The organism is Microcoleus sp. A006_D1, assembly GCF_036702805.1.
Classification (GTDB): domain Bacteria; phylum Cyanobacteriota; class Cyanobacteriia; order Cyanobacteriales; family Microcoleaceae; genus Microcoleus.
Window position 1 is genome coordinate 334,093 of record NZ_JAUBVZ010000002.1, and the last position, 13,244, is coordinate 347,336.

Sequence of the window (13,244 nt, forward strand, 5' to 3'; positions counted from 1 at the left end):
ATTGGCCAAACAGGGCATTGGGCATTGGGCATTGGACGTGAAAAAGAAGTTATTACCAATTACCAATTACCAATTACCAATTACCAATTACCAATTACCAATTATCAATTACCAATTACCAATAGAAAAAAATGAACGAGAAGAAACAACTGGGAGATTTAGCTGTTGGCAGCACCGGGAAAGTGATTGGCTATGAGAAAACAGCCCGCGGCTACAAAGGTAAATTGTTAGCAATGGGATTGACACCGGGAACCGAATTTACTGTCACTCGCCACGCACCTCTGGGAGATCCCGTAGAAATCCTAGTCCGGGGTTTTAAACTAAGTTTACGCAAAGATGAAGCAAAAACCCTATTTGTAGAGGAAGTGAAATAATGGCTAAGCAAATTATTGGATTGGTGGGTAATCCCAACTGTGGTAAAACTACCTTATTTAATGCTCTGACTGGTGCTAACCAGCGAGTGGGAAACTGGCCTGGTGTAACCGTCGAACGGAAAGAGGGAAAGTATACTCACGATGGTTTGCCAATTACTATTGTTGATTTGCCGGGTGTTTATTCTCTTGATGCTGAAGACGGAGATACTGGACTCGATGAATTGGTAGCGCGAGATTATTTGCTATCTGGCGAAGCTGATGTGATTATTAATATTGTTGACGCTTCCAATATAGAGCGAAATTTGTATCTCAGCACCCAAGTCTTAGAGATGCGCGTGCCGATGATAGTAGCGCTGAATATGATGGATGTTGCCAAAGACAGGGACATCAAAATTGATGTTAGCAAACTAGCAGAACGCCTCGGCTGTACTGTAGTGCCGATGAGTGCTACCTCAAATGATGGAGTGCCGCTGCTGCGGGATGCTGTGAATAAGGCGCTACAAAAGCCGATCGTACCATCTGCTTATGTCGCTTATCCGGCTGTGATCGAAGATGCGATCGCCCAACTAATCCCCCATATCGAAAAACACAGCCCAAACCGCACAGTTGATGCCCGCTGGACAGCCCTGAAACTCCTCGAATACCAGGATGAAGTCGCCCCGGAACTCGCAAATACAGAATTAGAACAAATAGTCGTTCCGCACCGCCGCAGAGTCCACGAAACCCTCGATGACGACTTGGATATTATCATCGCCGATAGTCGGTACACCTACATCCGCACCCTCACCCAAGGCGTAGCCGAATCTTCCAGGGAAATCAAAACCAACGTTTCCGACAAAATCGACCAAATTGTGCTTAACCGCTGGTTAGGCATTCCCGTATTCTTGGTGGTGATGTACTTAATGTTCACCATTTCGATTAACGTTGGCGCAGTATTTATCGACTTCTTTGACAACTTCTTCGGGACAATTTTTGTAGACGGTTTCGCTGAGGTTTTAGGAAGTCTCAATTCCCCAGGATGGTTGATTGGATTGCTGGCAAAAGGTGCCGGCGGTGGCATTCAAACCACAGCTACTTTTATTCCCCAAATTGGGATGATGTTCTTGTGTTTATCTGTCCTCGAAGACTCTGGCTACATGGCGCGGGCAGCCTTCGTAATGGACAGATTAATGCGATTTGTCGGACTTCCCGGCAAGTCCTTTGTACCGATGATGATTGGTTTTGGGTGCAACATCCCCGGAATTATGGCGACGCGGACATTGGAAAATAAGCGCGATCGCACAATGACGATTATGATGAATCCATTCATGTCTTGTAGCGCCAGATTAGCAGTTTACGCCCTATTTTGTGGCGCATTCTTCCAAGTCGGCGGTCAAAACATGGTGTTAGGACTTTATCTGTTAGGAATTATCGCCGCAGTTTTTACCGGGCTAATCTTAAAAAATACCATCCTGCAAGGAGAAGCTGCACCGTTTGTAATGGAACTCCCGCCCTACCACATTCCCAAACTCAAAGGCGTGTTGCTGCGGACGTGGGACAGATTGCAAGCTTTTATCAAAAAGGCCGGAATCGCGATCGTACTTATGGTGATTGTCCTCGGATTCATGAACTCCGTCGGCACCGACGGTTCCTTCGGCAAAGACAACAGCAAAGATTCAATTCTGAGTGCAGTTGCCCGCACAGTCACACCCGTATTTACCCCGATGGGAATTACCCAAGAAAACTGGCCCGCCACCGTCGGTTTACTAACAGGAGTATTTGCCAAAGAAGTAATGGTTGGAACCTTAGACTCCCTCTACACCCAACTAGCCGACGAACAAAAAGCAGCAAGTGCAGAACCCGACAAACCAGAGGAACCGTTCAGCTTTTGGGGCGGCATGAGCAAAGCATATCTCAGCATTCCAGAGAATATCGCAAAACTTCCCGGTCAACTTTTTGACCCCCTCGGCTTCAGTTCCGCCAATATTACAGACCAAAAAGCAGCAGAAGAGGAGCAAGGTATTTCTGGTAGCACCTACGGACAAATGTCTAAACGGTTTGGTTCCAGTCAAGGCGCCTTTGCTTATTTACTGTTTGTATTACTGTACTTTCCTTGCGTTTCCGCAACGGCAGCGCTGTACCGCGAAACTAACTTAGGTTGGACAATATTCGCCGCTGCTTGGACTACTGGTTTAGCTTACTGGACTTCAGTGCTTTATTATCAGGTGGCGACCTACGCAGAGCATCCAGAATCTTCAGTTATTTGGGTAGTGAGACTGGTAATAGCTATGGCGCTCACACTTGCGGGATTTAAAATGGCTGGTGCAATACGGCCCAAGCGGCGCGAAGTGATGAATTAAATTTGTCCGCGTTCATCTGCGTTCATCTGCGGCAGGACTTCAGCATCAAGACCAAAGAAACCGGGTTTTTTACTTAATCTGTGGACTACAGCGAAGGATTTTCGTAAAAAAACCCGGTTTCTGACCTCGCTTGCGTCAGTCCTATTAACAAAGAAAGGAAAAAAACCATGATTTTAAGCGACATCCAACAGTTTATTTCCGAAAATAAAAGAGCGTCTATCGCCGACTTGAAACTCCATTTCCGCATGGATGGCGATGCTTTGCGCGGAATGCTCAACCGCCTGATGCGTAAAGGCCGCATCAGTAAAATGGCAGAAGCGAAAAAGTGCGGCGGATGTCACAGTTGCGCTGACGATGCCACCGAGATTTATGTCTGGGTAAATGCCGATAAATCAGCACCTGTAGAGGAACCAGTTTCTGCAAATTGCCATTAAATTCGACAAATTCAGGGTGCTAACTCAACAATTGTCCTACAGCAATCGCCATCAATCCCAAACCTCCCTTTTCCTCTCTAACTCTGCGCCCTCTGCGCCCTCTGCGGTTAATAAAAAAATCTTGTTCATAGCTCAAATACAATTGCTATGAAATCATTGATTTCTCTCGAATGCGGCAGCAACCAAATCCTTGTTTGATGGGTGTTTGATCGGTAAATAAATGGCAAATTCAGCTCCCTGACCTATTTCCGAATTCACTTCAATTCTACCGTGATGCTTCTCAATAATTTGGTAGGAAATCGACAACCCTAAACCAGTTCCTTTTCCTACAGGTTTCGTCGTAAAAAATGGATCAAATAGTTTGGCTATGACACTGGGGTCAATTCCTGTACCGTTATCTCGAATCTTGACCACTACTTGATCTTTTCCGACGATTTCTGTGGAAATTTCAATCTGCTTGTTTCGCAGATTAGTATTGCTCAACAACGCATCCGCAGCATTTGCTGTGACATTCATAAATACCTGGTTTAGTTGCGACGCATAGCACTCGACAAAAGGCAGTTTTCCGTATTTTTTAGTCACAGTAATATTTGTTTTGATTTTGCTGTTTAAAATTAACAGCGTGCTGTCTATTCCTTCGTGGATATCAACTGGTTTCATCGCGGCTTCGTCTAACCTGGAGAAGTTTCGCATTGACAATACAAGTTGCTGAATTCTCTCGGTTCCCATTTTCATTGAAGATAGCAATTTCGATAAATCTTCTGTTATAAAGTCGAGTTCGATTTCTTCAATGTAGTCTTGAATCCGCACGCTGGGATTCGGATATTCTTCTTGATAAAATCCTACAAGTTCTAGCAAAGATTTCGTGTACAGATTGGCATGACAGAGGTTGCCGTAAATAAAGTTGACTGGGTTGTTGATTTCGTGAGCGATGCCGGCCATCATCAGCCCCAAACCGGACATTTTTTCGGCTTGAATTAGTTGGGATTGAGTATTTTTTAAGTCGTGCAGCGCTTGTTGTAGTTGGTGCAACTGCAAGTTTAGTTCGCCATCGCGCTTTTCTACTTGTTCTATCATAAAGTTGAAAGCTGTAGCAAGTTGACCGACTTCATAACCGGCAGGAATGGGTAATTTACTAGAAAAGTATTGATTTCTTGCCATCCAATTCACGTTTTGAGTTAACTCAAGAATTGGTTTAGCTATTTTTCCGGCAACTACCGCACCAACAACAGCGGCTAAAATGATTCCTCCAACCAAAAAACTATCCAGATTTCTCGATAAAGTTAATTGCGTTTTTTGGACATCGGCCATTGGGTTAAACACGGCTGCGGTTACGTTGTCGCCAGTGTCTGACAATGCTACCGTTTTCATCATATAGGAACGGTTCTCGAAATCTATTTTAGTAGGTCGTGTTTGCTGCTGCGGTACTTGCCAGGATTTAGAGCGGATTTCTGGGAAGTTAGTAGCTATTAATTTTCCTGATTGGAAGATAGCAAAGTAATTCTGACTTTTAATATCAATGCTGATTTGCTGTAATTGTTCGTCTGTTACTAAGTAACCGATAAGTACGCCACCAATTAGAGCGTTGTTGTTTTTATTTATAATTGGTGCAAATCCAACTAGCAGGGCTTGCGGCTTGCCGTCAACGCTGACGAAGCTTGATTTTTCTATGCCGTTAATTGCTAATTTTACCGATTCGTAAATGAGCAAATTCTTGTCTGTGAGCGACTCTTCTCGCAATTCTGCGACCATTTCGCCGCGGGCGTTGACGACTTTGACTAAATCTAGTTTGAAGTTAGTTTGTAGAGATAGTATGTCTTGGCGCAAGATGTCGGTGTCTTTTTTTTCTATGGCGCGGATAATTTCTGGTTCTTCTGCTAGCAGTTTAGCTTGCATTGTCAGTTGGTGCGATCGACTTTTGAAGTCTCGCACGGCCAAAGCTGCTTGGTTTTCAACTTGATTCTGCACTCCTGCTTCGAGGCTGTTGCCAAATCCGATTTTTACTGTGTGCATCACGAATAGCAATAAGCTAACCGATACACCTAAAAACGGCACAATAATTTTGAGGCTCAGCGGTGCTTGGGAGTAAAGCTGTGGCTTCGGTGGGCTGTTTTTGCGTCCGCCCACCGGTTCAATATTTTTCATCATTATTGCAAATAAGACTCATTAACTTATTTTAATAGATTCCCTGATAATTGTCATCGTTGGGATGCGACACTTAAAATTTAAAATCTAAAACCCGTTGGCGACTGTGTAGAGATAGCCAAAAATTCAGTATTTCTTCCCCGACTTCTTCTGGATGGAAGTGATGGAAGAAATGCCGCCCGTCTGGACATTCCCAAAGGCGATCGCCTTTTTTGAGAAATTTAGACCAGCGACGCATCACAATAGGAGATACCACAAAATCCGTTTTGCTGCCGCATATCAACAAAGGTACTTCTACACCTTCATCGCTAGAATTAATCACGCTAAATAAAGAGTGTGGACAAGGAGAACAGGCCAAGTCATCCTCAAAATATGGTATAAATTTTTGATTGATACTTTGATTTTGGAATCCCAGCATATCGGCAACCATTTGAGTCAAAACTTGTTTCCCACTCCAGGGAAAAGCTGAAAGATGGCTGTAGTAATGTGCTTGCCAATTAACCGCAGATGGCACACCCACACCTAAAAGTCCCAAAGAACTTACTTTCTCTGGATAGCGGCGGGCGTACATTAAACCAACTAATCCGCTGGTACTGTGGCCGATGAGATGAGTAGGGCGATCGCGCATTGTTAAAAAATCGTGCAAAAGCTCAACAGCCATATCTAAAGAGCAACCTTCGTCTTCAGTTTGTTGGTATTCCCATACTTGCACAGGTACAGAATCATTTAAGTAGGAAAGCAAAGAGCGATCGAAGCATTGCAAACTAGGACTTACACTTAACCAAAGCACGTCATCTGAACTAAACTTCATCTATTTTAAGTTGGAGATAGAGTTATTTATAACTTAAGCATAACATTTAAATGTAGGGTGCGCTCCCGCCGCGCACCTTACCGCTACTACTACCAGTCTACAAACTAAATTCTTTTTTGAGTTGAGATACCCAAGATTTGATCCGCGCTTCCGTCAGATCGGATTGGTTGTCTTCATCAATAGCAAGACCCAAAAACTTGCCATTAACTACGGCTTTAGATTCATTGAAATCATAGCCATCTACCGGCCAATAACCGACTGTTTCGCCACCCAGTTCCGAGATTTTGTCAGCCAAAATCCCCATTGCATCCATAAAATTATCCGGGTAGCCTTCTTGGTCGCCAGTTCCCAAATAAGCTACTTTTTTGCCGCTAAAATCAATATCATCGAGTTCTGGGAAAAAACCTTCCCAGTCGCTTTGCAGTTCGCCGATGTTCCAAGTCGGACAAGCGATAATCAGACATTCGTATTCGGCAAAATCATCATTGTCAATGCTGCCGATTTCGTGCAAAGTTACGCTATCGCCGCCAAATTCATCTCGAATCATTTCAGCGATTGACTCAGTTTTGCCAGTTGTAGTTCCGTAGAAAAGACCAATTGCTTTTGACATTTTTACTCCGAATGTGAAATTTGATAGTGCTTGAGATTTATTTTTTTTGAGTCAGAACTTGGCATTTCTTGCCTGCAATTCAGACAAAACCAGTAGACGCGATTGTGGCTAACCTGAGAAATTAGGGAGTCAAGGCAGCAAGGACACTGTTTTTTCATCTGCTTACAGTTGAAAATTGATTAACCAGGCTGACTCGCTCAGATCGGGGTCTGGTTCGCAGTCAATTAGTAATAGATTCAGCGTCGTTTGTACTTTTAGAGTCCGCGGGATGCCGGCGGGTACAAACACAAATACTCCCGGTGTTAAAGTGACTGTGCGATCGCACACCGTGAGAGTTCCCACTCCTTCTAAGACGGCTATGGTGACATCTGTGGAGTGATCCAGGTCGGGTATTTCTGAATTTTGACCCAAACTCATCACTTTTTGGCTGTCGGCAGGTTGCCGCTCGCTGATTTGCGAGGCTGACGCGGAAACTATTGCTGCTGTCACGGTGATTGACCTCCAGGTACTATTAACTTCTGGTACTTATTGCAATTTATATTCAATAAGCTACCATGCAATTTAGATAAATTGTCAAGATTAAACTATTAAGATTTGTAACAAAAAGGTGGCTGCATTGGAGATAGTTGAGGAAAATACAGCCTTAAATTTAGACAGAGCGGTGGTTTTGGGCGATATAGCTGGAGGGGCGATCGGTAAAATCCCAAAATACTTGCAAATAATATGCAGTTATCTCTAAAAAATCGGGGCGGGTTAGAGAGGGATTTTGTCGATCGCACAAATCCCTCTACAACCCGCCCCCTAACGCTCTTCTGTCACTCCAGGAAAATAAAAATCGCAGCCAATCGATGAAACCGCTACTAAATGGACAATTAGCGATCGCTTTCCTGATAGAAACTCATATCTTAAGCCCCAATACTGAAAATCACTCTCTATAAGACTTTCAGCTTTTGCTTTAGTGAGAGTGACAGAAGAGCGCTAATCACAACAGTCAACTATCAACAATTAACCGACTAATTCTTCACCCCTACGCCCACATACATAATCGACGTATCCTCATTAATTTTGATTTTAAACAACCCAGACTTTTTGTAATCAACATAGTTAGCAAAATTAACTGTTAACAGTTGAGCTGCTTGTTTGAAAACTGCCCCCGAAGGAAATAGCTGCTTTCCACTTGTAAAATTTCCCCAAAAACCGTGCATCTCGGATAAAATGGCGCCCATTTCTCCAAACATATCAAAACCTTTAATTTCAATCTTGCCAAAACCCGTATCCTGCATTACCACAGAAAGTTCTTCCGGGGTAATAAACTTTTCCCAATCGTGAACGCCCCGCCTAATTTCCTGCAAGATATTTTCCATGAGTCCAATCATCACCACTTGCGAGGAAAAAGTTCGGTTGATGGTATCGAAAAAGAACAGTCCTCCGGGCTTGAGAATTCTGTGAACTTCTGACACAACTTGTTTGTAATCTGCAACGTGTTCTAAAACATCCACGCAAATTACCACATCGAAGGTATTGTCCGCGTAGGGCATATTTTCGGCAAAACCTTGTCTGTAGTCAATCTCAAAACCGCTGGTAACTGCGTGATTTCGAGCTGCTACAATACATTTGTCCGATCGATCTATTCCCGAAACCACAGCCCCTCGCTCGGCCATAAATTCGCAGGAAAAGCCGCCGCCGCACCCGACATCTAAGGTTTTCAGCCCTCGCCAATTTGTCGCGTGTCTGTCGAAGAACTCAAATCTGGGTTTGTTGAGATGGTATAAGGCGTAAATCTTAGCATTTTCGTCCCACCAATTATCCGCATTTTCGTCGTAAAATTCTAAATCGTTTTTTACTTCTGTTTTCTGCACAATTTTTTGAGTCCTGATTAGTGGAATATCTAGCGGCAGTTGTCAATCGCCACAGTTTTTGATTATAATACTTTTGGCATAAATTTCAACCAGATGCAGCGCGTTTCTATTATCATCCCAACTCTGAACGAAGCGACTTGTCTGGAACGCACCCTGCGCCAACTCAGCATTCTCAATCCTCCCGCTTGGGAGGTTTTGGTGGTAGATGGCGGCAGTCAAGACGAAACAGTGGCGATCGCCCTTACTTCCACAACCCGTGTTATTTCTAGCAGTATAGCAGGACGTTCCGCACAAATGAACCTAGGTGCAGAAACCGCCAGTGGCGAAATTCTGTGCTTCCTCCACGCCGATACCTTAGTTCCCGACGACATGGTAGCAGTCATTCAGAAAACCTTGTCGGATGCCAAAATTTCCGGCGGCGGGTTTATCTCTCTGATGGCTGGTGCGCAGCAAACAAGATGGGGTTTTTCCCTCCACAATTACCTCAAAACTTACTACGCGCCGCTGTTATTTCGGCCTCATTTATTTTTTAAAGGATTGCGCTTGCTGTTTGGCGACCAAGTTATTTTTTGTCGCCGCGCAGATTTTTGGGAATGCGGCGGTTTCGATGCTGCGCTCCCAATTATGGAGGAGGCGGATTTGTGTTTGAAGTTGGTGGGGCGCGGGAGACTGAAGTTAGTCAACCGGGTGGTGGAAAGTAGCGATCGCCGAGTCGCGCATTGGGGCGAAGTCAAAGCAACTGCGATCTATCTTGCGATCGGTTTTTTGTGGGGGTTTGGCGTTGACCCGAAATATCTCAAGCAGTTTTATGAAGACATCCGCTGAAACAGAAAATCCGCTTAAATTCCCAGAATGTACTGGCTGTATTTTTTGGGCAAAAGTTTCTGCAACAGGTAAATAATTGCTAAACAAGCCAACAAAGTCCCGGCAACTAAAAACCCTAGCTTCAGCAGCGGATCTACGGGGTCAATAAACTTATAATACACTAACAACACATATTGCACGACTGTCGAATCCAGCAGATATATGGGGAATGAATAAGCAGCCAATATTTTGATTAACCCCGAAACTCTACTGGGAAATGCGATACTCTTAGAAAATGCCAGGATCGATAAAACGAACAAAATTGCGTATCCTTGAGAAGATAGTTTGAAAAACGATCGCAGAAACCATCCATCTGAATTAACTCCGCTCATCCAGTAATATTCCCAAATGCTCGCTAGATAAAACAGGATTGCTGCTGCTAAAATTGGCAGTTTTCTGCGTTCTATAATCGGTTGAATTCTGTGACGGGCTGCGCCCAAATATAGACCCGCTGAAAATGGCAAAATCCAACTAAAAATCCACCGCTCTATCAAAGGTAGAGGTATTGATATGTGTTTGAAAACGGTTAAGTAAAAAAAGATGGTAAAAATTGTTTGAATTGTTACACCCAAGGCTAAAACTTTTCTGGGTTCTAAAACTCTTAATTTAACCAGGAGCCACCACCAAGCGTAGCATTGAACAATCACAACGATGAAGTAATAGGGAGGCATTACCGAACCTGTCAGGATGTCTCTGAGCAATGAAAGTAAATCAAATTTTGGGAGCGACCCCAAATTATTTAAGACGTACAAAGCTACTGACCAAAACAGATAGGGTGGTATAATTCTTGACAGTCTTTTTTTGACTACCTGTCCGGGATTATTTTGATTTTCTAGTTTGTTGGTGAGGAAAAAACCGCTGAGCAGTAAAAATGCTGGTACGCAGAACAGTTGCAAGGTATCGATCGCCACAAACAGAATTCGCCGCTCGCGAAATGCCGAGAACCCAGCATGAGTAATCACAACACTGACGATCGCTAAAGCTCGGATCAAATCAAATTCAGCAAACCGATTAGAAGCTTTTTGCATGGTAAAAATTAGATTGCAAAAATTAGGGTCAAATCAGGAATTTTCTGTCTCATGAGTTTTTACCCTAGCAGAAAATTTTATATTTGCTCCTATCTTCACAAAACTTATACCTATTTCAAAGAGTCTGGCTCATATCCTCAATCTGATACCAATTATTAAAAGCTCCCCGCACTCCTCACGGCAATGCCGTTTCCCTACTACTCGATCGTGCGATCGCTCGATCGCCAATTCAGAAAATGACCCACCTGTCACGCTTGGAGTCCAAGCAGTTAGCTAGCTGTTGTTGTGATGGATGTGGGATGCAGAAACACTATCGAGGCGATCGCGCCCGTTGCGGATCACGCGCAGCATATCGCTTAGCTTGTGTTCGATATTATCAAGCACTTGGTCAGCATAATCGTCGGCGCCGTTTTGAATTTCCTCGCATTCAGCCATCGCCCTGACTCTCATCTCTTCCAATTCCTCTTGCGCCTGGTAGCGAATTTGTTCGACTTCGGCCAGCGTCGCCTGCTGAATTGCCTCGCAGTCGAGCAAAACTTGCTGTCGTAACTGATCTGCTTCTATTTTCGCCTGCTGGAGCAGGCCCATATCGTTTAAAAGTTCTGCCGCTCGCTGTTCTGCTGCTTCTATCACTTCCTGAGCGTAGAGTTGAGCTTCTTGGAGCAGTTCGTCTTTGTGCCGGATGATCGTCTCGGATTCCCCAAAGGCGATCGGCAAATTGAGCCTCACCAAGTCTAACTGATCGAGCAATTGTTCTTCATCCACCAGAGTGCGCCTGGTCAGGGGAATGCGCGGGCTGTCGAGAACAATTTCCTCAAGCCGGTTCAATTCCCGCTGGATGTCTACTCCTGCGGTTCTGGTGTCGTCTCCGAATGCTGCTGTGTTCTGAGGTGATTCGCTCTCAGTGCTGCGTCCGGTAATATCGGGTTCGATGCGATTTGGTTCCTGCTGGCGTAACATTTGTAAATATCTAGGGCGACGTGTTTCGGAACAAGATGATCTACTGAGCCACCAAACTTGGCGATTTCTTTAACTACACTACTACTTAAAAAGCTGTACTCGTTAGAAGTTGCCAAAAAGACTGTTTCAATTTCCCCCAGAAGGGTTTTATTGGTGTGGGCCATCTGGAGTTCCATTTCAAAATCCGTTAATACCCGGAGTCCCCGCAGCAGCACTTTGGCTTGTCGAATCTTAGCATAGTTTACTGTCAAACCCTCAAAACTGTCTACTTCTACGTTTGGCAAGTGTTGGGTACAGCGCTGGATCTGCTCGATTCGTTGCTCTACGGTGAACAGAGGGGTTTTGCTGGGGTTTCGGACTACGGTAACTATTACGCGATCAAACAATTTGCAGCCGCGCTCGATAATGTCTGCGTGACCGAAGGTAATGGGGTCAAAGCTGCCTGGATAGATTGCAATCACTTGTTTGGCCAAAGAGGGGGAGATGGGGAGACGGGGAGAGACGGGGGTAGACGGGCAGACAGGGAGATGTGCAAAATCTTCCTTTTTTCTTTTTCCTTTTTCCTTCTGACTGTGAACTGTCCACTGTCAACTGCCCACTGTCAACTGTCCACTGTCAACTGTCCACTGTCAACTGTCTTCTACTTTTTCATGGAATGAGCTTTGTAGAAAGTTTCCAGACTTTGCCTGTCGCCCACAAACCGCCAGTGCCAAGGCTCGTAACTGACGCCTTGGCGATTGTTTTTGGGGAAGGACAGTTCAAAGCTGAAAGCGGTGGCATTGGCTTCTAGCCACTTGAATGCTTGCGTATTTTCAAAGCTGGGACTGAGGTTGGTATCCGGGGAGCTGCCGTCACCGAGGTCGATCGCATATCCTGTATGGTGTTCGCTGTAACCTGGAGGAGCGCTGACTTCGGCTCGCTTGCTGGCGTTTTGCCTGCGTTCGGCTTTCACGTCAAAAAATACGTGCTGTTGGTCGTCCACGGAACGAAAGCCGGATATAGGAGCGAAATAGATCCCTGATGCGGCGGCGGCGTTGGCCATTTCTTGATATTTTGCTGCTGCTGTTTTGCGGAGTTTGACGCTACCGTCGGGGGTGACGTTTACCAAGTCTTGGGCTGGTGCTTCTGGGTACGGCAAATGTCCCAGCAGGTTGTCTGGGGTGGCGGCTTTTGAGTTGGTAGCTGGACTCGCGGCCACTCCAGACGGCGAGCTCGCCGCTGCTGGGTTTTGTTGAGTTTCCTGTGCCCGACTGGTAGCTGGGAAAAAGTTAAAGTTGAGGTGCAGCCAAATGCTGACCCCAAAGGCGACGGCGCCCAACCCTAGCAGTTTCCAAATCAGCCCTTTTTTCTTGGACTGACTCGCCCCTGCTTCTAGGTATGGGCGGTCTCGCACTGCTTCTGGAATTTCGTCAGCGGCAAGCTCCGAGGCTTGCGGGGTTTTTCTCGACAGACTAGCGTTATCCAAGCCAGCTCCACTCCTGCACTTCAATAAGGCTCAACGTTACAAATTGTAGACCGATCGCGCGCGATCGCACAGCTACAATTGCCGCTGAGAATATATACTCTCTTCCTGACGGAGCCCCGTCCCATCCGCCAACTCTCGAATCTGTGACTCGGGCGATCGCCCGTTTTAGTCTAACTGGTTGGCGCTGCTTAATTTTAAGTGTAATTTGCTACTTATTCCACAAAATCTAACAATTCTTCGATCGACACATCAAACGTCCGCGCCAATTTTCGCAGAACACCGATGTCAGCCATTGTCATATTGGGCGATCGGGCATAACTTTTAACAGTATTGTAGGATACTCCAGAGCGATCGG

General features: G+C 45.2%; 14 protein-coding genes and 1 pseudogene. 5 read left to right on the forward strand and 10 right to left on the reverse strand.

From position 1 onward, the window contains the following. Positions 1-131 precede the first annotated feature (131 nt). The 3 genes from QUB68_RS04360 to QUB68_RS04370 all read left to right on the forward strand — a co-directional run bounded on the left by QUB68_RS04360 (position 132) and on the right by QUB68_RS04370 (position 3,147). A complete protein-coding gene (locus QUB68_RS04360) occupies positions 132-374 on the forward strand; it encodes a FeoA family protein (RefSeq protein WP_332989724.1) in 243 nt (80 codons plus the stop codon). Then, entirely contained in the window at positions 374-2,713 is a 2,340-nt protein-coding gene (gene feoB / locus QUB68_RS04365) for a Fe(2+) transporter permease subunit FeoB (RefSeq protein WP_332989726.1), read from the forward strand. Before QUB68_RS04360 ends, feoB begins: the two co-directional genes overlap by 1 nt. A 167-nt stretch (positions 2,714-2,880) precedes the next feature. Continuing rightward, entirely contained in the window at positions 2,881-3,147 is a 267-nt protein-coding gene (locus tag QUB68_RS04370; RefSeq protein WP_332989728.1) for a FeoC-like transcriptional regulator, read from the forward strand. Positions 3,148-3,300: 153 nt separating this feature from the next. Here the strand turns inward: QUB68_RS04370 and QUB68_RS04375 are convergent, their stop codons facing one another. The 4 genes from QUB68_RS04375 to QUB68_RS04390 all read right to left on the reverse strand — a co-directional run bounded on the left by QUB68_RS04375 (position 3,301) and on the right by QUB68_RS04390 (position 7,202). Then, positions 3,301-5,295, reverse strand: a complete 1,995-nt coding sequence (locus tag QUB68_RS04375) for an ATP-binding protein (protein ID WP_332989730.1) — start codon at positions 5,293-5,295, stop codon at positions 3,301-3,303. Positions 5,296-5,365: 70 nt separating this feature from the next. Further along, a complete protein-coding gene (locus QUB68_RS04380) occupies positions 5,366-6,103 on the reverse strand; it encodes an alpha/beta fold hydrolase (protein WP_332989732.1) in 738 nt (245 codons plus the stop codon). A gap of 97 nt (positions 6,104-6,200) precedes the next feature. Continuing rightward, on the reverse strand, positions 6,201-6,713 hold the full coding sequence (fldA, locus tag QUB68_RS04385; protein WP_332989734.1) for a flavodoxin FldA: 513 nt from the start codon (positions 6,711-6,713) through the stop codon (positions 6,201-6,203). Positions 6,714-6,875: 162 nt separating this feature from the next. Further along, entirely contained in the window at positions 6,876-7,202 is a 327-nt protein-coding gene (locus tag QUB68_RS04390) for a cupin domain-containing protein (protein WP_332989736.1), read from the reverse strand. 118 nt (positions 7,203-7,320) lie between these two features. Here QUB68_RS04390 and QUB68_RS04395 point away from each other — a divergent pair, with 118 nt between their 5' ends. Then, positions 7,321-7,452 carry a hypothetical protein gene (locus tag QUB68_RS04395; protein WP_332989738.1) on the forward strand — a complete coding sequence of 44 codons (132 nt, stop codon included), beginning with the start codon at positions 7,321-7,323 and terminating at the stop codon, positions 7,450-7,452. 274 nt (positions 7,453-7,726) lie between these two features. Here QUB68_RS04395 and ubiG read toward each other — a convergent pair whose 3' ends face one another. After that, on the reverse strand, positions 7,727-8,572 hold the full coding sequence (ubiG, locus tag QUB68_RS04400; protein WP_332989740.1) for a bifunctional 2-polyprenyl-6-hydroxyphenol methylase/3-demethylubiquinol 3-O-methyltransferase UbiG: 846 nt from the start codon (positions 8,570-8,572) through the stop codon (positions 7,727-7,729). A 93-nt stretch (positions 8,573-8,665) separates the two neighbouring features. Here ubiG and QUB68_RS04405 point away from each other — a divergent pair, with 93 nt between their 5' ends. Beyond that, positions 8,666-9,397: a TIGR04283 family arsenosugar biosynthesis glycosyltransferase gene (locus QUB68_RS04405; protein WP_332989742.1), complete on the forward strand. Its 732-nt coding sequence runs from the start codon at positions 8,666-8,668 to the stop codon at positions 9,395-9,397. 14 nt (positions 9,398-9,411) lie between these two features. On the opposite strand, the gene QUB68_RS04410 is transcribed toward QUB68_RS04405, so the two are convergent. From QUB68_RS04410 to QUB68_RS04430, 5 genes and pseudogenes are all read right to left on the reverse strand, one after another. Next, positions 9,412-10,464, reverse strand: a complete 1,053-nt coding sequence (locus QUB68_RS04410; RefSeq protein WP_332989744.1) for an acyltransferase — start codon at positions 10,462-10,464, stop codon at positions 9,412-9,414. A 273-nt stretch (positions 10,465-10,737) separates the two neighbouring features. Continuing rightward, positions 10,738-11,424 carry a DivIVA domain-containing protein gene (locus QUB68_RS04415; RefSeq protein ID WP_332989746.1) on the reverse strand — a complete coding sequence of 229 codons (687 nt, stop codon included), beginning with the start codon at positions 11,422-11,424 and terminating at the stop codon, positions 10,738-10,740. After that, on the reverse strand, positions 11,307-11,885 hold the full coding sequence (gene coaD / locus QUB68_RS04420; RefSeq protein ID WP_332989748.1) for a pantetheine-phosphate adenylyltransferase: 579 nt from the start codon (positions 11,883-11,885) through the stop codon (positions 11,307-11,309). Before coaD ends, QUB68_RS04415 begins: the two co-directional genes overlap by 118 nt. A gap of 179 nt (positions 11,886-12,064) precedes the next feature. After that, positions 12,065-12,889 carry a M15 family metallopeptidase gene (locus QUB68_RS04425; protein ID WP_332989749.1) on the reverse strand — a complete coding sequence of 275 codons (825 nt, stop codon included), beginning with the start codon at positions 12,887-12,889 and terminating at the stop codon, positions 12,065-12,067. Between the two features lie 212 nt (positions 12,890-13,101). Continuing rightward, a pseudogene (locus tag QUB68_RS04430) lies at positions 13,102-13,239 on the reverse strand (helix-turn-helix domain-containing protein); the annotation flags it as partial. Between the last annotated feature and the right edge of the window lie 5 nt (positions 13,240-13,244).

What these genes read in the sequence shown, in the direction of transcription:
- QUB68_RS04360 (WP_332989724.1), top strand. Translation starts at nt 132, where the DNA reads ATGAACGAGAAGAAACAACTGGGAGATTTAGCTGTTGGCAGCACCGGG.
- feoB (WP_332989726.1), top strand. Translation starts at nt 374, where the DNA reads ATGGCTAAGCAAATTATTGGATTGGTGGGTAATCCCAACTGTGGTAAA.
- QUB68_RS04370 (WP_332989728.1), top strand. Translation starts at nt 2,881, where the DNA reads ATGATTTTAAGCGACATCCAACAGTTTATTTCCGAAAATAAAAGAGCG.
- QUB68_RS04375 (WP_332989730.1), bottom strand. Translation starts at nt 5,295, where the DNA reads ATGATGAAAAATATTGAACCGGTGGGCGGACGCAAAAACAGCCCACCG.
- QUB68_RS04380 (WP_332989732.1), bottom strand. Translation starts at nt 6,103, where the DNA reads ATGAAGTTTAGTTCAGATGACGTGCTTTGGTTAAGTGTAAGTCCTAGT.
- fldA (WP_332989734.1), bottom strand. Translation starts at nt 6,713, where the DNA reads ATGTCAAAAGCAATTGGTCTTTTCTACGGAACTACAACTGGCAAAACT.
- QUB68_RS04405 (WP_332989742.1), top strand. Translation starts at nt 8,666, where the DNA reads ATGCAGCGCGTTTCTATTATCATCCCAACTCTGAACGAAGCGACTTGT.
- QUB68_RS04410 (WP_332989744.1), bottom strand. Translation starts at nt 10,464, where the DNA reads ATGCAAAAAGCTTCTAATCGGTTTGCTGAATTTGATTTGATCCGAGCT.
- QUB68_RS04415 (WP_332989746.1), bottom strand. Translation starts at nt 11,424, where the DNA reads ATGTTACGCCAGCAGGAACCAAATCGCATCGAACCCGATATTACCGGA.